This window comes from Streptomyces sp. NBC_00669 (assembly GCF_036226785.1).
Classification (GTDB): domain Bacteria; phylum Actinomycetota; class Actinomycetes; order Streptomycetales; family Streptomycetaceae; genus Actinacidiphila.
In genome coordinates this window covers 3,765,320-3,783,484 of record NZ_CP109018.1, presented here as the reverse complement: position 1 = coordinate 3,783,484, position 18,165 = coordinate 3,765,320, and the positions used below count along the sequence as shown (strand labels likewise).

19 protein-coding genes are annotated in these 18,165 nt (G+C 73.2%); 12 read left to right on the top strand and 7 right to left on the bottom strand.

The window, feature by feature from the left end:
- Positions 1 to 72: 72 nt before the first annotated feature.
- Entirely contained in the window at positions 73 to 933 is an 861-nt protein-coding gene (locus OG896_RS15515) for an SDR family oxidoreductase (RefSeq protein WP_329365927.1), read from the bottom strand.
- Between the two features lie 107 nt (positions 934 to 1,040).
- On the opposite strand from OG896_RS15515, the gene OG896_RS15510 reads away from it, so the two are divergent.
- Positions 1,041 to 1,403: a winged helix-turn-helix transcriptional regulator gene (locus OG896_RS15510; RefSeq protein ID WP_329365925.1), complete on the top strand. Its 363-nt coding sequence runs from the start codon at positions 1,041 to 1,043 to the stop codon at positions 1,401 to 1,403.
- Positions 1,404 to 1,493: 90 nt separating this feature from the next.
- Here OG896_RS15510 and OG896_RS15505 read toward each other — a convergent pair whose 3' ends face one another.
- The 3 genes from OG896_RS15505 to OG896_RS15495 form a co-directional block, all read right to left on the bottom strand.
- Entirely contained in the window at positions 1,494 to 2,504 is a 1,011-nt protein-coding gene (locus OG896_RS15505) for a 2-oxoacid:ferredoxin oxidoreductase subunit beta (RefSeq protein WP_329374031.1), read from the bottom strand.
- Positions 2,505 to 2,634: 130 nt separating this feature from the next.
- Positions 2,635 to 4,665, bottom strand: a complete 2,031-nt coding sequence (locus OG896_RS15500) for a 2-oxoacid:acceptor oxidoreductase subunit alpha (RefSeq protein ID WP_443057251.1) — start codon at positions 4,663 to 4,665, stop codon at positions 2,635 to 2,637.
- A 230-nt stretch (positions 4,666 to 4,895) separates the two neighbouring features.
- Entirely contained in the window at positions 4,896 to 5,555 is a 660-nt protein-coding gene (locus OG896_RS15495) for a response regulator transcription factor (RefSeq protein ID WP_328474390.1), read from the bottom strand.
- Positions 5,556 to 5,715: 160 nt separating this feature from the next.
- On the opposite strand from OG896_RS15495, the gene OG896_RS15490 reads away from it, so the two are divergent.
- Together OG896_RS15490 and OG896_RS15485 are read left to right on the top strand one after the other, a co-directional pair.
- Positions 5,716 to 6,672, top strand: coding sequence for a quinone oxidoreductase family protein (locus tag OG896_RS15490; RefSeq protein ID WP_329365921.1), 957 nt, complete (start codon positions 5,716 to 5,718; stop codon positions 6,670 to 6,672).
- Positions 6,673 to 6,741: 69 nt separating this feature from the next.
- Positions 6,742 to 7,290 (top strand): GNAT family N-acetyltransferase, encoded by a 549-nt coding sequence (locus tag OG896_RS15485; RefSeq protein ID WP_329365920.1) that lies wholly within the window; start codon positions 6,742 to 6,744, stop codon positions 7,288 to 7,290.
- Between the two features lie 206 nt (positions 7,291 to 7,496).
- On the opposite strand, the gene OG896_RS15480 is transcribed toward OG896_RS15485, so the two are convergent.
- A complete protein-coding gene (locus OG896_RS15480; protein ID WP_329365918.1) occupies positions 7,497 to 8,027 on the bottom strand; it encodes a GNAT family N-acetyltransferase in 531 nt (176 codons plus the stop codon).
- Positions 8,028 to 8,079: 52 nt separating this feature from the next.
- Here OG896_RS15480 and OG896_RS15475 point away from each other — a divergent pair, with 52 nt between their 5' ends.
- The gene (locus OG896_RS15475; RefSeq protein WP_329365916.1) at positions 8,080 to 8,418 is read left to right on the top strand and encodes an MBL fold metallo-hydrolase; all 339 of its coding nucleotides are present in this window, start codon (positions 8,080 to 8,082) and stop codon (positions 8,416 to 8,418) included.
- A gap of 33 nt (positions 8,419 to 8,451) precedes the next feature.
- Here the strand turns inward: OG896_RS15475 and OG896_RS15470 are convergent, their stop codons facing one another.
- Both OG896_RS15470 and OG896_RS15465 read right to left on the bottom strand, forming a co-directional pair.
- Complete coding sequence (locus OG896_RS15470; protein ID WP_443057049.1) at positions 8,452 to 9,801, bottom strand: sensor histidine kinase; 1,350 nt, start codon at positions 9,799 to 9,801, stop codon at positions 8,452 to 8,454.
- A gap of 183 nt (positions 9,802 to 9,984) precedes the next feature.
- Complete coding sequence (locus OG896_RS15465) at positions 9,985 to 11,193, bottom strand: sensor histidine kinase (protein ID WP_329365914.1); 1,209 nt, start codon at positions 11,191 to 11,193, stop codon at positions 9,985 to 9,987.
- A gap of 294 nt (positions 11,194 to 11,487) precedes the next feature.
- Between OG896_RS15465 and OG896_RS15460 the strand changes: the two genes are divergently transcribed.
- The 8 genes from OG896_RS15460 to OG896_RS15425 are packed head-to-tail and all read left to right on the top strand — an operon-like array spanning position 11,488 to position 18,165.
- Positions 11,488 to 11,877 (top strand): NADH-quinone oxidoreductase subunit A, encoded by a 390-nt coding sequence (locus tag OG896_RS15460; RefSeq protein ID WP_328467895.1) that lies wholly within the window; start codon positions 11,488 to 11,490, stop codon positions 11,875 to 11,877.
- Entirely contained in the window at positions 11,868 to 12,587 is a 720-nt protein-coding gene (locus OG896_RS15455) for an NADH-quinone oxidoreductase subunit B (protein WP_329365911.1), read from the top strand. The genes OG896_RS15460 and OG896_RS15455 overlap by 10 nt, the downstream gene beginning before the upstream one ends.
- Positions 12,584 to 13,522: an NADH-quinone oxidoreductase subunit C gene (locus tag OG896_RS15450; RefSeq protein ID WP_329365910.1), complete on the top strand. Its 939-nt coding sequence runs from the start codon at positions 12,584 to 12,586 to the stop codon at positions 13,520 to 13,522. The genes OG896_RS15455 and OG896_RS15450 overlap by 4 nt, the downstream gene beginning before the upstream one ends.
- A complete protein-coding gene (nuoH, locus tag OG896_RS15445; RefSeq protein WP_328467901.1) occupies positions 13,519 to 14,481 on the top strand; it encodes an NADH-quinone oxidoreductase subunit NuoH in 963 nt (320 codons plus the stop codon). The genes OG896_RS15450 and nuoH overlap by 4 nt, the downstream gene beginning before the upstream one ends.
- A 3-nt stretch (positions 14,482 to 14,484) precedes the next feature.
- Complete coding sequence (locus OG896_RS15440) at positions 14,485 to 15,123, top strand: NuoI/complex I 23 kDa subunit family protein (RefSeq protein ID WP_329365908.1); 639 nt, start codon at positions 14,485 to 14,487, stop codon at positions 15,121 to 15,123.
- Complete coding sequence (locus tag OG896_RS15435) at positions 15,120 to 15,749, top strand: NADH-quinone oxidoreductase subunit J family protein (protein ID WP_329365906.1); 630 nt, start codon at positions 15,120 to 15,122, stop codon at positions 15,747 to 15,749. The genes OG896_RS15440 and OG896_RS15435 overlap by 4 nt, the downstream gene beginning before the upstream one ends.
- Entirely contained in the window at positions 15,749 to 16,141 is a 393-nt protein-coding gene (nuoK, locus tag OG896_RS15430; protein ID WP_328467907.1) for an NADH-quinone oxidoreductase subunit NuoK, read from the top strand. Before OG896_RS15435 ends, nuoK begins: the two co-directional genes overlap by 1 nt.
- Positions 16,138 to 18,165 (top strand): NADH-quinone oxidoreductase subunit 5 family protein, encoded by a 2,028-nt coding sequence (locus OG896_RS15425; RefSeq protein ID WP_329365904.1) that lies wholly within the window; start codon positions 16,138 to 16,140, stop codon positions 18,163 to 18,165. Before nuoK ends, OG896_RS15425 begins: the two co-directional genes overlap by 4 nt.

Genomic DNA, 18,165 nt, shown 5'->3' with positions numbered 1-18,165 from the left:
CGGCTCGGCCTGTCATGGCCATATCGAACTGTGGTCATGACAGGCCGGGTGCCGCACAGCGAGGGGCGAGGGTCAGCCCTTGAGCGCGGCGGCCACCGACTGCGGCATCGGCGTGGTCGGGCGGCCGATCAGCCGGGACAGCTCGCCGCTGGTGCCGGCGAGCAGGCCGCGCCCGATCGCCCGGTCGACGTCGACCAGCACCTCGGCGAACGACGCCGGCAGGCCCGCGCCGACCAGCACGTCCAGATACTGCTCGGACGAGACGTTCTGGTAGACGATCTCCCGGCCGGTCGCCGCCGAGACCGCCGCCGCGTACTCCGCGAAGCTCCACGCGGTGTCGCCGCTCAGCTCGTACACCTTGTTCTCGTGGCCCTCGCCGGTGAGGACCACGGCCGCCGCGGCCGCGTAGTCCGCCCGCGCCGCCGAGGCCACCCGGCCCTCGCCCGCGCTGGCGACCACGGCGCCGTGCTCCAGCACCGTGCCGAGGTTCTGCGTGTAGACCTCGGTGTACCAGCCGTTGCGCAGGAAGGTGTGCGGCAGCCCCGAGTCGAGGATCAGCTGCTCGGTCAGCTTGTGCTCCTCGGCGAGCGCGAAGTCCGCCGCCGGTCCGCCCAGGATGCCCGTGTACGCCAGCAGGCCGACCTCCGCCTCGCGTGCGGCGTCCACCACGGCGGTGTGCTGCGGCAGCCGCCGGCCGACCTCGCTGCCCGACACGAACAGCACCCGGTCGCCCGCCTTGAACGCCTCCTTCAGCGTCGCCGGCTCGTCGTAGTCCGCGACCCGCACCTGCACGCCCTTCGCGGCCAGGTCGGCCGCCTTGCCCCGGTCCCGTACGACCGCGGCGACGTCCCCCGCCCCCACTCCGCGCTCCAGCAGGTCCTCGATGACGAGCCGGCCCAACTGCCCGCTGGCCCCGGTGACGACGATGCTCATGCTGTTGCTCCCGTTCTGCGGTGATATGCGGATCTCTCCGGCTTCCCCGCCACCGTAACGCGAACACTAACTGTGGGAAAGTACCTACCTTGGCGTACGGTACCTACATGAAGGTAAGTGAAGCGGCCAGGGCCGGCTGTCCCGAGCGGGCCGTCCTCGAACACGTCACCAGCACCTGGGGCGTCCTCGTTCTCGTCCAGCTGTCCGACGCGGGGACCCTGCGCTTCAGCGAGCTGCGCCGGCGGATCGGCGGGGTGAGCGAGAAGATGCTGGCGCAGACCCTGCGGACCCTGGAGCGCGACGGTTTCATACGCCGCCGGGCCCGCCCGGTGATCCCGCCCCACGTCGACTACGACCTCACCACGCTCGGGGTCCAGGTCGCCGAGAAGGTCGGCGCCCTCGCCGAGTGGACCGCCCGGAACGTCACCGCCGTCACCGCGGCCCAGCAGACCTACGACGCGGCACTCTGACGCCACGCCGGAACGCGACCGCCCCGCGGTGCCGGGCGGTGCCGGCGGGGCGGGGCAGGTGCGGAACGGGGCGGGTTCAGCGCGCTGGGGCTAGTCGGTGACGGTCCAGGTGTCGGTGCCCGCGAGGAGGCCGGCGAGGTCGCCGGGGCCCTGGCGGGTGGTGGCCGCTTCGAGCTGCTCCGCCATGTCCGTGTCGTAGACGGCGCGGGTGGTGTCGCGGAAGACGCCGATCGGGGTGGCGGTGCCGGGGCCGAAGGCGGTGCCGTCGGTGAGGCGGGACAGGGCGAAGGCGTTGGTGGGCGAGGGGGAGTGGGCGTCGTGGACCAGGACGTCCGCCTCGTTCTCGGCCGTGACGTCCACGATGCCGAGGTCACCGGTGCGCGGGTCGCGGACGATGCCGCGCGAGCCCTCGGGGCCGAAGCGGACGGGCGCGCCGTGCTCCAGCCGGATCAGCGCGCTCTCCGCGGTGCTCTTGTCCTTGAGGACGTCGAAGGCGCCGTCGTTGAAGATGTTGCAGTTCTGGTAGATCTCGACGAGCGCGGTGCCCTCGTGGACGGCGGCGGCGCGCAGTACCGACTGGAGGTGCTTGCGGTCGGAGTCGATGGTGCGGGCGACGAAGGAGGCTTCGGCGCCGATCGCCAGCGACAGCGGGTTGAACGGGGCGTCGAGGGAGCCCATCGGCGTGGACTTGGTGATCTTCCCGACCTCGGAGGTGGGGGAGTACTGGCCCTTGGTGAGGCCGTAGATCCGGTTGTTGAAGAGCAGGATCTTCAGGTTCACGTTGCGGCGCAGCGCGTGGATGAGGTGGTTGCCGCCGATGGACAGCGCGTCGCCGTCGCCGGTGACCACCCACACGCTCAGGTCGCGCCGGGAGGCGGCCAGGCCGGTGGCGATGGCCGGGGCGCGGCCGTGGATGGAGTGCATCCCGTAGGTGTTCATGTAGTACGGGAAGCGGGAGGAGCAGCCGATCCCGGAGACGAAGACGACGTTCTCGCGGGCCAGGCCCAGCTCCGGCATGAAGGACTGGACGGCGGCGAGGATGGCGTAGTCACCGCAGCCGGGACACCAGCGCACCTCCTGGTCGGACTTGAAGTCCTTCATGGTCTGCGGGCCGCCGGCCTTGGGCACCAGCGACAGCGCCGTCGCGCCGGCGAGCGGCCCGACAGCGGCGCCGGCGGACGCACGTACGGAGGCGCCGGCGGCACCGCCGGCGCGTGTGGCGGCGGGAGTCTCAGACATCCGCGTTCTCCTTCGCGATGGCCTGCGCCAACTGCTCGGCCTTGAACGGCAGTCCGGTCACCTGGGTGTAGGAATGGGCGTCCACGAGGTACTTCGCCCGGAGCAGGTGCGCGAGCTGGCCGAGGTTCATCTCCGGCACCAGCACCTTGTCGTACCGGGCCAGCACCGCCCCGAGGTTGGCCGGGAACGGGTTGAGGTGGCGCAGGTGGGCCTGCGCGACCTGGCCGCCCTCCCGGCGGATACGGCGGACCGCGGCGGTGATCGGCCCGTAGGTCGAGCCCCAGCCCAGCACCAGGGTCCGCGCCGAGCCGCCGGGGTCGTCCACCTCCAGGTCGGGCACCGCGATGCCGTCGATCTTCGCCTGGCGGGTGCGGACCATGAAGTCGTGGTTGGCCGGGTCGTACGAGATGTTCCCGGTGCCGTCCTGCTTCTCGATGCCGCCGATGCGGTGTTCGAGGCCCGGGGTGCCGGGCACCGCCCAGGGTCGGGCCAGGGTCTCCGGGTCGCGCAGGTACGGCCAGAAGCTCTCCGTGCCGTCGGCCGCGGTGTGGTTCGGGCCGGACGCGAACTCCACCCGCAGGTCCGGCAGTTCGGCGACGTCGGGGACGCGCCACGGCTCCGACCCGTTGGCGAGGTAGCCGTCGGAGAGCAGCATCACCGGGGTGCGGTAGGTGATCGCGATCCGGGCGGCCTCCAGCGCGGCGGTGAAGCAGTCCGCGGCGGTGGCCGGGGCCACGATCGGCACCGGCGCCTCGCCGTTGCGCCCGTACATCGCCTGGAGCAGGTCGGCCTGCTCGGTCTTGGTCGGCAGGCCGGTGGACGGCCCGCCGCGCTGGATGTCCACCACCAGCAGCGGCAGCTCCAGCGACACCGCCAGGCCGATCGTCTCGGACTTCAGCGCCACCCCGGGCCCGGAGGTGGTGGTGACCGCCAGCGACCCGCCGAACGCGGCGCCCAGCGCCGCGCCGATGGCCGCGATCTCGTCCTCGGCCTGGAAGGTCCGCACGCCGAAGTTCTTGTGCCGGCTCAGCTCGTGCAGGATGTCCGAGGCCGGGGTGATCGGGTAGGAGCCGAGGAACAGCGGCAGCCCGCTGCGGCTCGACGACGCGATCAGGCCGTAGGCGAGCGCGAGGTTCCCCGAGATGTTGCGGTAGGTGCCGGCCGGGAAGGCGCTGGCGGCGGGCGCGACCTCGTAGGAGACCGCGAAGTCCTCGGTGGTCTCGCCGAAGTTCCAGCCGGCGCGGAAGGCGGTGACGTTCGCCTCGGCGATGTCCGGCTTCTTCGCGAACTTCTTGCGCAGGAAGGACTCGGTGCCCTCGGTCGGGCGGTGGTACATCCAGGAGAGCAGGCCCAGCGCGAACATGTTCTTCGCGCGCTCGGCGTCCTTGCGGGCCAGGCCGCTGTCCTTCAGCGCCTCCAGGGTCAGCGTGGTCAGCGGCACGGGGTGCACCGCGTACGCCGCCAGCGAGCCGTCCTCCAGCGGGCTGGCGGCGTATCCGACCTTCGCCATCGCGCGCTTGGTGAACTCGTCGGTGTTGACGATGACCTCCGCGCCCCGCGGCAGGTCGGCCAGGTTCGCCTTCAGGGCGGCCGGGTTCATCGCCACCAGCACGTCGGGGGCGTCACCCGGGGTGAGGATGTCGTGGTCGGCGAAGTGCAGCTGGAACGACGAGACGCCCGGCAGCGTGCCCGCGGGGGCCCGGATCTCGGCCGGGAAGTTCGGCAGCGTGGACAGGTCGTTGCCGAACGACGCCGTCTCGGAGGTGAAGCGGTCGCCGGTGAGCTGCATCCCGTCACCGGAGTCGCCGGCGAACCGGATGATCACCCGGTCGAGCCGACGGGTCTCCTTGTCGGAGGTGCGCTGTTCCCCGCGCTCCGCGAGCCCTCCGCGCTCTTCGAGCTCCCCGAGCTCCCCGAGTTCCTTGAGGCTCCCGAGCGCTTCGGCTTTCCCGACCGGGGAGCCGAGAGCGGTACCCGGGCCCTCGTGTTCCTCGTTGATGGGGCTGCTGACCTGGCTGGTCACTGAACGGACCTCCTTCGCGGCGGCACGGCGCAGAGCCTGTCCGGTGGCCTCCGCCCGGGTGGCACCCGACAGGCTCTCACCGGTCATCGTACGTCGGTAAGGGTCGCCTTCCCGGTACGTCCCGGCATCTGGTAGCCGGGCGCACGGTGGTGCCCGCACCCGGCTGCCCGCCCCTGCGCAGCGCTGTTGCCCGTCCCGCCGTCAGACGGCCGGTCGGCGATTCCGGAAATTCACGAGTTCAAATAGGTCAGCACCGCCAGCACCCGGCGGTGATCTCCCTCACTCGGCGCGAGCCCGAGCTTCAGGAAGATGTTGCTCACGTGCTTCTCCACGGCGCCGTCGCTCACCACGAGCTGCTTGGCCACCGCCGAGTTGGTCCGGCCCTCGGCCATCAGGCCCAGCACCTCGCGCTCGCGCGGGGTCAGCCCGGCCAGCACGTCCTGCTTGCGGCTGCGGCCGAGCAGCTGCGCGACCACCTCGGGGTCCAGCGCGGTGCCGCCCTCGGCGACCCGGACCACCGCGTCCACGAACTCGCGGACCTCGGCCACCCGGTCCTTGAGCAGGTAGCCCACCCCGCGGCTGCTGCCCGCCAGCAGCTCCGTCGCGTACTGCTCCTCGACGTACTGCGACAGCACCAGCACCCCGACGCCCGGGTGCTCCTTCCGCAATTGCACGGCGGCGCGCACCCCTTCGTCGGTGTGCGTCGGGGGCATCCGCACGTCGGCCACCACCACGTCGGGAGGCGCGCCCTGGTCGGCCAGTTCGCGCACCGCCTTGATCAGCCCCTCGGCGTCGCCGACCCCCGCGACCACGTCATGACCCCGGTCGGTCAGCAGCCGGGTCAGTCCCTCCCTGAGCAGTACCGAATCCTCGGCGATGACGACCCGCACTCTGTCCTCCACGGTCTTCAGCTTCCCCCGTCCGAACCGACTCCCCCAGCATCCCAGCATCGGCGGCCCAATGAGGAATACGGTGCGGGGTGGGCAAGGTTGCGCCCGGCGATCAGAGGCAGCTGCCCATGCGGGCGGGGGCCCAGGGAGAGGAGAACGTGTGCGCGCGGTCGGTTTCGACGTCATCGGCGGTCCTGAGGTGCTCAAGCCCGTGGATCTGCCCGCCCCCGTGCCCGGCCCCGGTCAGCTCCTGGTCCGGGTCGCGTACGCGGGCGTCAACCACGACGAGATGCGGCACCGGCTCGGGGACTTCGGCACGCCGCGGCGCACCACCGTGCCCGGCTTCGAGGTCTCCGGCGAGGTCGCGGCGGTCGGCCCCGGCGTGACCGGCCTGGCGGTCGGCGAGCAGGTCGCCGCCTACCTCCCCGACGGCGGCGGCTACGCCGAGTACGCCCTCGCCCCCGCGGACTTCGCCTTCCCGCTCGACGGGATCTCGCTGCGCGACGGCGGCGGCGCCGGCCTGACCCTCACCGCCGCTTACGGCATCCTCGCCGGCGCCGCCCGGCTGACCGCGGGCGACACCGTGCTGATCCACGCCGCCGCCGGCGGCATCGGCTCGGCCGCCGCGCAGATCGCCCGCGCCCTGGGCGCCGCGGCGGTCTACGGCACGGTCGGCTCCCCGGCGAAGGCCGAGTACGCCAAGCGCTTCGGCTACGACGCGGTCCACCCGCGGGACGCCTTCGCCGAGGCGGTCCGCGAGGTCGACGTGGTGCTCGACCCGATCGGCGGCCCGACCCGGCTCGCCTCGCTGCCGCTGCTCGCCCCCTTCGGCCGCCTCGCCCTGTACGGAGAGGCCGCCCGCCACCCCGACCTCACCCTCCCGCTGCTGCCGCTGTGGCAGAACAACCGCTCGCTGGCCGGCTACCACATCGCCGACCTCGCCCGCCGCGCCCCCACCGCCGTCCGCTCGCACGCCCTGGCCGCGCTGTCTCTGCTGGCCTCGGGCGCGATCCGGCTCGACGTCACCTCGGAACTCCCGCTCGACCGGGCGGCCGACGCCCACGAGGTCCTGGCGGCGGGCCGCGGCACCGGAAAGGTGCTGCTGCGGGTCGCGTAGCCTCCGATGAAGCCGGCGGTCCGCGACGAGGCGGCCGGCGTACCGAGCCGATCGACCCGGGAGTTGGGCATGGAACGCGTGACGGAGCGGCTTCTGCTCCGGGGGTGGCGGGACGAGGACCTGGTCCCGCTGGCCGACATCTACGCCGACCCGGAGGTGATGCGGTTCATCGGCGCCGGTGCCACCCGCACCTACGAGCAGACGGCCGCGAGCTTCGCGATGCTGCGGCAGGAGTGGCGGGACCGCGGCTACGGCATGTTCGCCGTCGAGGTCCGGGCAACCGGTGAGCTGGCCGGCTGGGTCGGCATGACGGTGCCGGCCTTCCTGCCGGAGATCCTGCCCGCCGTGGAGATCGGCTGGCGGCTGGGCCGGGCGCACTGGGGGCGCGGATACGCCACCGAGGCCGCGCGCGAGGCGCTGGCGTACGGCTTCGACGAGGCCGGCCTGGACCGGATCGTCAGCGTCTGCAACGTGGAGCACCACGCGTCGCGGCGGGTGATGACCAAGCTGGGCATGGTGCTCGACCGCCGCACCACGGTCCCCGCGCACGGGACGCCGGTGGACGTCACGGCGATCACCCGGGCGCAGTTCACGGCGGCGCGGGCCGCCGGGGCGTGACGCGGGCCCCCGGCGGCCGGGTTCCGGCGGCGGGGCGGCAACGGCGCCGCCCGGGTGGGCGGTTGGCGCGCCTGCGGCCGGACCCGCTCGATCGCGGCGAGGTCGATGGCCGGGGCGTCCCGCGCCGGGCGAGCCGGACCGGCGCCGACGGCCGGGCCGGGGCCAGTCCGTGCGGTCTTGCCGGCGTACCCGCCGGCTCGCCGTCCTTACCCGGTCGCCGCCGTGAGGTCGTGGGCGAAGGTGACGCGGTCCAGGCCGGGGCCGTCGTAGTCGGGGTGGACCGAGGGGGCGGCGTCGGGGGAGCCGGGGAGTTCAGTGAAGCCGATCCGGGTGTGGAAGGCGCGGGACGCGGCGTTCGCCGGGCTGGTGATCGCGTGCACCTGACGGCAGTGGCGGGCCCGGGCGAGGGCGAAGAAGCGGTGGTAGAGCGCGGTCGCGATGCCACGGCCGTGCAGCGCCGGATCGACGCCGACGAAGTGGATGTAGGCGATGTCGGGCCGGTCCTGGGAGAGGAAGCCGACGAGGAACGCGGCGAGTTCGCCACTGGGGCGCTCGGCGACATGGCTGGTGCCGGTGAAGTGCTGGAAGTACAACCGCGGCAGCAGCAGGGCCCGCTCCCGTGACCCCGTCTCGCCGCCCAGCCCTCCCCACCACTGGTCGAGTACGGCCAGTACCCGTGCGTGGTCCTCGACGCGGGGGTGACGCAGGGCCAGCCCGCCGGGAAAGTCGTCGGTCATCCCTCCAGTCTCCCAGCAACCCCCGCCGAGCGGCGCGCCGGAACCCGTGGGCGTGGACGATCGGCGCCCGGCACCGCGCCCGCACCCCGCGCCCGCCCCCTCACCCGCACCTCCTCACGGCGGGCGGACCCTGACCGTGCTGCACCTGCCCGGCCACACCCCCGGGTCGGTCGCCCTGCTGGAGGAGCACACCGGGACGCTCCACTCCGGTGACGTCGTGTACGACGGCCACCTCGTGGACGACCTGCCCGAGTCGGACCCGGCGGCCTACCGCCGCAGCCTGGAGGTCCTCGCCCGGCTGGACGTGGCGGTGGTGCACCCGGGCCACGGCCGCAGCTTCGACCGGGCCCGGCTGCGCCACATCGTCACGCGCCACCTCGGCGGGCGGTAGCCGGGCGGACTCCCCCCGGCCGGCCGCGGCCGGTCACACCCGCCAGGGCAGCTCCGCCGCGATCCGGGTGGGACCGCCCGGCGGGGAGTCCACCACCAGCACCCCGTCGACCGCGTCGAGGCGCTCCGCCAGGCCGGCCAGGCCCGAGCCGGCGTCCACCGACGCCCCGCCGCGGCCGTTGTCGTAGACGTGCAGCATGAGCCGGTCGTCGGTCTGCCAGACGTCCACGGAGGCGCGGGAGGCGCCGCTGTGCTTGCTGACGTTCTGCAGGAGTTCGGAGACCGTGAAGTAGGCGATGCCCTCGATCGCGGGCACCGGCCGGGCCGGCAGGTCGACGGTGACCGAGACCGGCACGGTGCAGCGGGCGGCGACCGCCGAGAGCGACGGGCCCAGGCCGCGGTCGGTGAGGATCGCCGGGTGGATGCCGCGGGCGAGGTCGCGCAGCTCCTGGAGGGCCACCTTCACCTCGCCGTGTGCCTCCTCGACCATGGCCGCGCCGGTCTTCGGGTCCTCCAGCAGCTTCTCCTTGGCCAGGCCCAGGTCCATGGCCAGGGCGACCAGCCGGGCCTGGGCGCCGTCGTGCAGGTCGCGCTCGATCCGGCGCAGGTCCGCCGCCGCGGTGTCCACCACCGCGCCGCGGTCCGACTCCAGCTCGGTGACGCGGTCGGCCAGCCGGGACGGGCCGAGCAGCCCGCTGACCAGCATCCGGTCCACGTGCGCCATGCCCCGCACCACCCACGGCAGCAGCGCCACCAGCGCCAGCCCGATCACCACGCACAGCAGCAGGTCCGCGGGGGTGTGCAGCCACCAGCCGTGGTGGCGGTCGCCGTCCCCGTAGACCTGGAGGCCCTGCCGGCCGAAGTAGACCGGGAAGACCCAGCGCCACAGCGGGTAGGTGAGCAGCCCCCAGCCGTAGGTGAAGAAGCTGATCGACACGCAGAAGGTGAGGACGCCCCACGGGAAGTGCAGCAGGCAGTAGATCGCGTGCCGCCAGTTGACGCCGCTGCCGAGCTGGCCGCCCAGCCACGGGAGGAAGCCGCGGCTCTTGGTGCGGACCGGGCCGGGCTCCTCGACGTCGAGCCAGAGCAGCGAGCGGGCCCGCGCCCGCTCGACGTAGCCGACGGCCCGGCAGCCGCCGAGGGCCAGCACCAGCACCGGCAGCCCGATGAAGGTGATCAGCAGGCCGGCGCCCAGCGACAGCATCGTGACCGTCCACACGAAGCCGATCAGGCACATCGGGAGGTTCAGCAGGAGGTACGCGAGTTCCCGCCAGGTACGCGCCTCGACGGGCGCGCGCAGTGCGGTGGGCAGCCGGTGCTCTCGCTCGGCCGGCTGGTTGCCGTACGCCATGGTCGGGACCGTCCTTTCGGTACTGCTGGTCATACCGACCACAGTGCCCGGGCCGGAGGCGCGCGCCCATGGTGCGGATCGGCGTCTTGGGGGTGGGGATTTCCCTACCTATCGCCGAGGCGTGCCGCTGCTCCACGCCCGCGGGCCTGCCCTCACTGCCCTGCCGGCGCGGCCCTCGCGGCACTGCCCGGCCGGCGCGGCCCTCGCGGCACTGCCCTACCGGCGCGGCGCGGCCTGCGTGCCGAACTCCCGGTCCCGCCACGGCAGCTCCGCCGTCACCATGGTCGGCCCGCCCACCGGAGAGGCCACCACGAACAGGCCGTCGACGGAGTCCAGCCGCTCCGCGAGCCCGGCCAGGCCGGACCCGGAGCTGACGTCCGCGCCACCCTGCCCGTCGTCGCGCACCTGGATCATCAGCCGGTCGCCCGAGTGCCACACGTCGACCGACGCGGTACGGGCCCGGCTGTGCTTGCTGACGTTCTGCAGGAGTTCGGAGACCGTGAAGTACGCGATGCCCTCGATCGCCTCGGCGGGCCGGGCCGGCAGGTCCACGGTGACCGAGACCGGCACGGTGCAGCGGGTCGCGACCGAGGACAGGGCCGCGTCCAGGCCGCGGTCGGTGAGGATCGCCGGGTGGATGCCGCGGGCGAGGTCGCGCAGCTCCTGGAGGGCCACCTTCACCTCGCCGTGCGCCTCGCCGACCATCTTCGCCGCCGCCTCGGGGTCCTCCAGCAGCTTCTCCTTGGCCAGGCCCAGGTCCATGGCCAAGGCGACCAGCCGGGCCTGGGCGCCGTCGTGCAGGTCGCGCTCGATCCGGCGCAGGTCCGCCGCCGCGGTGTCGAAGACCACCCCGCGGTCGGACTCCAGCTCCGCGATCCGCTGCTCCAGCTCGTCGGAGGGCTGGAGCAGCCCGCGGGCCAGTGCCCGGTCCACCGTCGACATGGCCCTGGCCAGGTAGGGCAGCACCGGCCACAGCACGAACAGCGAGGTGAGCGTCACCGCGAAGGTGACGATGCCCCACGGCAGCCGGATCGAGAAGTAGAGCGCGTGCCGCCAGGCCACCGGGTCCTTCAGCGACGCCCACAGCCAGGGCAGGAACCCGCCCAGCGTCTTCTTCCGCAGCGGCCGCGGCTCCTCCACGTGCACCCCGAGCAGCTTGCGCACCCTGGCCCGCTCCAGCTTGCCCAGCAACCGGCAGCCGCCCAGGCCGAACGCCAGCAGCGGCAACCCGATCACCGTCACGGACAGGCCGGCGCCCAGCGACAGCGTGGTCACCACGTAGATGAAGCCGATCAGCGACATGAAGAGGTTCAGCAGGAGATTCGCGATCTCCTTCCACGTCACGGCGTCGAAGGCGAACCGGGCCGGGGGCAGCGGTTCGGACGTCGAGGTCGCGGAGCTGCGCGGGGCGGGCGAGGTGTCCATGGGTCAAGCCTGCCGTTCCGGCGGGGGCCCGCGCCATGGGGTGCGCGCTCCGGCGTGTGGTGGGGTTATCCCCCGTATCCGCTGGAAGCGGCCCGGCGGTGCGGGTTGAGTGCATTCGCCGGGGCTCGTCCCGGGGCTCGCACCGCGGTCCCTTCGGCCGCCCGCCGCGGTCCGGCCGCCCTCTCCTCCGTCATCCGTGGACGGCTGCGTCCGCCGGTGGGACCAGGGCCTAGACTCCCTCCGTATAAATCGTCTAAAGATCCATCCGGATCGCTGGACATCGCTGGTCAACGAGTGAACGAGGGGCGGACGGACGTGGACTACTTCCACGGCTACTCGGTCGTCGGTCTGGTCGCGGTCGTCGGCGTGCTCTTCGTGACGGTCTCGTTCACGGCCGGGCGGCTGCTGCGGCCTGACGTGCCGACGCGGGAGAAGCTGCTCACCTACGAGTGCGGCGTCGACCCGGTCGGCGAGGACTGGGCGCACACCCAGATCCGCTACTACGTGTACGCGTTCCTCTATGTGATCTTCGCGGTGGACGCGATCTTCCTCTTCCCGTGGGCGACGGTCTTCGCGGCCCACGGCTTCGGCGGCACCACGCTCGTCGAGATGTTCGTCTTCCTCGGCTTCCTCGCGGTCGGGCTGCTCTACGCGTGGAAGAAGGGCGTGCTCGAATGGACGTGACCCTGCCCGACCCGGCGCAGCCGGCCCCGCCCAGGGTGGCACTGCCCGAGCCCCGCCGGCTCGGCCCGCTGGCCCGGCTGGCGCCCGAGCCGATGAAGGTCGTGCTCAACTGGGGCCGCCGCTACAGCCTGTGGGTGTTCAACTTCGGGCTCGCCTGCTGCGCGATCGAGTTCATCGCCGCGTCCATGGCCCGGCACGACTTCATCCGGCTCGGCGTGATCCCGTTCGCGCCCGGCCCGCGCCAGGCCGACCTGATGGTGGTCTCCGGCACGGTCACCGACAAGATGGCGCCCGCGGTGAAGCGGCTGTACGAGCAGATGCCCGAGCCGAAGTACGTCATCTCCTTCGGCGCCTGCTCCAACTGCGGCGGCCCGTACTGGGACTCGTACTCCGTGACGAAGGGCGTCGACCAGATCATCCCGGTGGACGTCTACGTGCCCGGCTGCCCGCCCCGGCCCGAGGCGCTGCTCCAGGGCATCCTCAAGCTCCAGGAGAAGATCGCCCGGGAGTCGCTGGGCGAGCGGTACGGCCACGGGCCGGCCGCGCGGCCCTCGACCGCCGCGCTGACCAGCGGCCTCGTCACACCGCCGCCGCCCCCGGCGCCGTCGCCCCCGCCGGCTGCCTCGGACTCACCCGGGGACGGCTCGGGGAACGCCGGCCCGGGGAACGCCGGCCCGGAGGCGGACGGACCGGAGGCGGGGGAGCGGTGAGCGCCTTCGAGCAGCTCCCCGAGGGCGCGGCCGAGGTCTTCGGCGAGGGCGCGACCGCCGAGGAGGCGTACGGCCTGCTCACCGTCGACGTCCCGCCCGCCGGGTGGGTGGCGGCGCTGACCGCGGCCCGGGACACCCTCGGCTGCACCTTCTTCGACTGGCTCAGCGCGGTGGACGAACCCGGCACCGGCTTCCGGGTGTGCGCCCATGTCGTACGGCTCGAACGCGGCGTCGGGCGGCTGCTGGTGCGGACCACCGTGCCGCACGACGCGGCCGAACTGGCGACCGCGACCGGGGTCTACGCGGGCGCGGGCTGGCACGAGCGCGAGACCCACGAGATGTTCGGCGTCGCCTTCACCGGGCACCCGGGGATGGCCCCGCTGCTGCTGCCCGAGGAGTTCGAGGGGCACCCGCTGCGCAAGGACTTCGTGCTGGCCGCGCGGGTGGCCAAGGCGTGGCCGGGCGCGAAGGAGCCGGGCGAGTCCCACGACGGCGGTCCGAAGCGGCGGCAGATGCTGCCGCCGGGCGTGCCGGACCCGAACGAGTGGGGCCCGTTGAAGGGCCAGCTGCCGCCGGCGCCGGCCCGCCCTGCGCGGCGCGCGGGTGCCGCGGGTGCGGGTGCTGGTGCGGGTGCCGCGGGTGCGGGGGAGCGGCCCGCCCGCAGGACCCGCAGCGCGGGCGACGGCTCGGCGAGCCAGACCCCGTCCCGCCCGGCCCGGACACCGCGCCCGGCCACACCGGATGCGCCCTGGCAGAAACCGGCGGAGCAGCCTCCGGCGGACCAACCGCCCGCCGAGCAGCCCCCGGCCGAGCAGTCTCCGGCGGAGCAGCCACCCGCCGCGCAGCCCCCGGCGCCGCCCGCCCGTGACGAACCCCCCACCGCCGAACCGCCCACCGCCGAACCGCCCACCGACGAAGGAGGCCGTACCCCGTGAACGACACGCTCCATGTCGTCCTGCGGCTGGTCGCCGTCCTCGTCGTGTTCCTGGTGCTTCCGCTGGTGGTCGGGCAGACCGAGCACAAGGTGATGGCGCACATGCAGGGCCGGCTCGGCCCGATGTACGCCGGCGGCTTCCACGGCTGGGCCCAACTCGTCGCCGACGGCGTGAAGTTCGCGCAGAAGGAGGACGTGGTCCCGGCCGACGCGGACCGTCGGATCTTCCAGCTCGCGCCCGCCGTCGCCCTGTTGCCGTACCTCCTGGTGCTGATCGTCATCCCGGTCGGGCCGCACGGCTTCGTCGGGGAGGCGATCGACGCCGGGCTGTTCTTCGTGCTCGCCGTGATGGGTGTCGGCGTGCTCGGGTCGCTGATGGCCGGGTGGGCGTCGGCGAACAAGTTCTCGCTGCTCGGCGGTCTGCGCACGGCCGCCCAGCTGATGGCGTACGAACTGCCGATGCTGCTCGCCGCCGCGTCCGTGGCGATGGCCGCGGGCACCTTGTCGCTGCCGGGCATCGTCGAGTCGTACCACTGGTGGTGGACGCTGTGGCAGCTCATGGGCGGCCTGGTGTTCTTCACCGCCGGGCTCGCCGAGTTGCAGCGGCCGCCGTTCGACATGCCGGTGGCCGACTCGGAGATCATCTTCGGCGCGTACACCGAGTACACCGGGCTGCGCTTCGCGCTGTTCCTGCTCGCCGAGTACGCCGGGATCGTGGTGCTGTGCGCGCTGACCACGGTGCTGTTCCTCGGCGGCTGGCACGGGCCGTGGTCGGGCAGCGTCGGCTGGCTGTGGACGCTGCTGAAGACCGGCGTGCTCGCCTTCGTGGTCATCTGGCTGCGGGTGAGCTACCCGCGGCTGCGCGAGGACCAGTTGATGAAGTTCGCCTGGACCGTGCTGATCCCGATCTCCCTCGTCCAGATCGCCCTGACCGGCGTCGTCAAGGTGGTGACCTCGTAAGCCATGCCTCTTCCCGGCTCCGGTCTGGCCAAGGGCCTGGCCGTCACCCTGCGCACGATGACGAAGAAGACCGTCACCGCCCGCTATCCCGACGCGCAACCCGAACTCCCCCCGCGCAGCCGCGGCGTGATCGCGCTGTTCGAGGAGAACTGCACGGTGTGCATGCTGTGCGCCCGTGAGTGCCCCGACTGGTGCATCTACATCGACTCGCACAAGGAGACGACGCCGCCCGCCGCGCCCGGCGGCCGTGAGCGCAGCCGCAACGTGCTGGACCGCTTCGCGATCGACTTCTCGCTGTGCATGTACTGCGGCATCTGCATCGAGGTGTGCCCGTTCGACGCGCTGTTCTGGTCCCCGGAGTTCGAGTACGCGGAGACCGACATCCTCGAACTCACCCACGAACGCGACAAGCTGCGCGAGTGGATGTGGACGGTGCCGGCGCCGCCCCCGCTCGACCCGGCGGCGGAGGAGCCGAAGGAGATCGCGGCGGCCCACAAGGCGGCGGAGAAGGCGGCGCAAGCGGCGGCGCAGGAAGCGGCGCAGGAAGCGGCCCAGGCGGCGGCTGAGGCGGCGGACCGGTCCGCGGACCAGGCTGCCGACCAGGCCCAGGCGCCCGACGAACCCGGGGAGGACGCGTCGTGAACGTCCACCACAGCGCCCTCGCGCACCACGGCTTCCTCTCGCCCACCGGTGTCGAGATCACCTTCCTGCTGGTCGGCCTCGCCACCCTCGGCGCGGCCGTCATCACCGTCACCACCCGGCAACTCGTGCACGCGGCACTCTGGCTGGTGGTCGCGCTCGGCGGCATCGCGGTGGAGTACCTGCTGCTGACCGCCGAGTTCATCGCCTGGGTGCAGGTGCTGATCTACGTCGGCTCGGTCGTCGTGCTGCTGCTGTTCGGGCTGATGCTCACCCGGGCGCCGATCGGCCACTCGCCCGACGCCGACTCCGAGAACCGCTGGGTCGCCCTCGCGGTGGCGGTCGCCGCCGCGGCCACCCTGGTGTGGGTGGTGGTGGACGCCTTCCGCAGCACCTGGATCGACGTCCACCACGCCGCCGGGCAGAGCGCCACCAAGGTCACCGGCACCAGCCTCTTCCGGTTCTGGGTGCTGCCGTTCGAGGCGCTGTCGGTCCTGCTGCTGGCCGCCCTGGTCGGCGCGATCGTGCTGTCGAAGCGCGGGCCCGACGCGGTGCCCCCTGGCGGCGCGAACGGCCCGGCCGTACCCGGCTCCGGCGGCCCCGCCGCCCCGAACGGCAAGGACCGCTGATGCACCTCGTCTACCCCGCCGTGCTGGCCGCCCTGCTGTTCTGCGTCGGCCTGTACGGGGTGCTCGCCCGGCGCAACGCGATCCTCGTCCTGATGTCCGTCGAGCTGATGCTCAACGCCGTCAACCTCAACCTCGTCGCCTTCGACACCTGGCTCGGCGACCGGCTGCACTCCGGGCAGGCGCTCACCCTGTTCACCATCACCATCGCCGCCGCGGAGATCGGGATCGGCCTGGCGATCGTGCTGCTGGTGCACCGCAACCGCGGCACCGCCGACATCGACCGCCTCACCGACCTGGCCGACCCCGGGCAACCCCTCGGCGTGCCCGGGCCCCCGGAACCGGGCCCGGCCACCGCCTCCGGCCACGACGAGAAGGCAGAGGCCACCGCGTGACCCTGACCGCCCTTGCCGCGCTCGTCCCCGCACTGCCCTTCCTGGGCGCGGCCGCCGGACTCCTGCTCGGCCGGCGCGCACCCGGCTTCGTACGCCCGCTGGCGGTGCTGCCGACCGCGGTCTCCTTCGTGCTCGCCGCGATCGTCGCCGCCCGGCAGGGCACCGGAGCGGCCACCGACGCCTCGCACCGGCTGACCGTCACCGGCTCCGTGCCGATCGACCTCTCGCTGCACCTGGACGGCTTCTCCGTCCTGATCGCGCTGCTGGTCGGCCTGGTCGCCACCTGCGTGCAGGTCTACTCCGTCTCCTATCTGCGCGACGACCCGCGCTACCCCTCCTACGCGGCCGTGGTCTCGCTGTTCACCTCCGCGATGCTGCTCGTCGTCTACTCCGGCGACCTGATGGTGCTGCTGGTCGGCTGGGAGGTCATGGGCATCTGCTCCTACTTCCTGGTCGGCCACTACTGGGAGACCGAGGCGGCCCGCTCGGCCTCGATCAAGGCGTTCCTGGTCACCAAGCTCGGCGATGTGCCCTTCCTGATCGGCGTGTTCGCGCTCGCCGCGGACGCCGGCACCTTCCGGATCAGCGGCATCCTGCACGCCGCCGCCGACGGGCGGCTGCACCACCCGACGGTGGTCGCGCTGCTGCTGCTCGCCGGCGTGGCCGGCAAGTCCGCGCAGTTCCCGCTGCACACCTGGCTGCCCGACGCGATGGCCGGCCCCACCCCGGTCTCCGCGCTGATCCACGCCGCGACCATGGTGGCCGCCGGCATCTACCTGGTGGCCAGGCTGCTGCCGGTGTTCACCGCGTCGGCCGCCGCGCTCGTCGTGCTGGCCGTGATGGCCGCGGTGACCATGGTCGGCTCGGGCCTGGCCGCGCTCGCCCAGGACGACATCAAACGGGTCCTCGCCTACTCCACGATCGGCCAACTTGGCTACATGGCGGGCGCGCTGGCCGTCGGCGACCGCGACGCCGCCGTCTTCCACCTCCTGTCGCACGGCGCGTTCAAGGCGCTGCTCTTCCTGGGCGCGGGCGTGGTGATCCACGCGGCGGGCACCAACTCGCTGACCGCGATGTCCCGTACGGGCGGGCTGCGCAAGCGGGTGCCCGACGCGATGTGGACGATGGCCCTCGCGCTGGCCGCGCTCGCCGCCCTTCCGCCGCTGTCCGGCTTCTTCTCCAAGGAGTCGGTGCTGCGCGCCGCCGAGCACGCCTCCTCCGGCGACACGGCGCACGTGCCGTCGGCGGTCGGCTGGACCGTGCTGGTCGCCGGGCTGGCCGCGGCCGTCCTCACCGGCGCCTACGCCACCCGCCTGTTCCTCCTCGCCTTCCTCGGCAACGGCCCGGCCGCCCCCGACCACGGACGGCAGCCGTTGCCGATGACCGCCGTGCTGTGGGTGCTGGCGATCCCCACCCTCGCCTTCGGCGGGCTCACCTACCGCAAGCTGCCCGACTGGTTCGGCGGCGGCACCCCGCTCGGCCCGACCCTGGTCACCTCCCTCCTCGGCACCGGGCTCGCCCTGGTGGGCGTGCTGATCACCTACGGGGCCTGGAAGGCGGTCGCCGCCACCCGCCGGGCCGTGCCGATCGGCGCGGTCGTCTCCGAACCGCCCGGCACCGGCAGCGCGCTCACCGACCACCTGGACGCGGACTCCGAACCCGCCCTGATCGAGGCCGAGGCCGAGGACAGCCACAAGGAGGTCTACGGCGACGTCGCCACCGCGCACGACCCCGGCGACCCGGGCCGGCTGCTGCTCGGCCCGCTGCACGCATCCGCCGCGCACGGCTTCCGCCTCGACGCCCTCTACACCGCGGTGTTCGTCCGCCCGGTGCTGGCCGCGGCCGCGCTGGTCCGCTTCCTGGACCGGGACGTCGTGGAGACCTGGGTACGCGGCGCCGCGGGCACCCCGAACCTGCTCGGCGCGGCCGTCCGCAAGGCCCAGACCGGAAACGTCCAGACCTACCTCAGCGCGCTGCTGGCCGGTGCGGTCGTCCTCGCCGTCCTCGTCGCCGTCGGAGGCTGA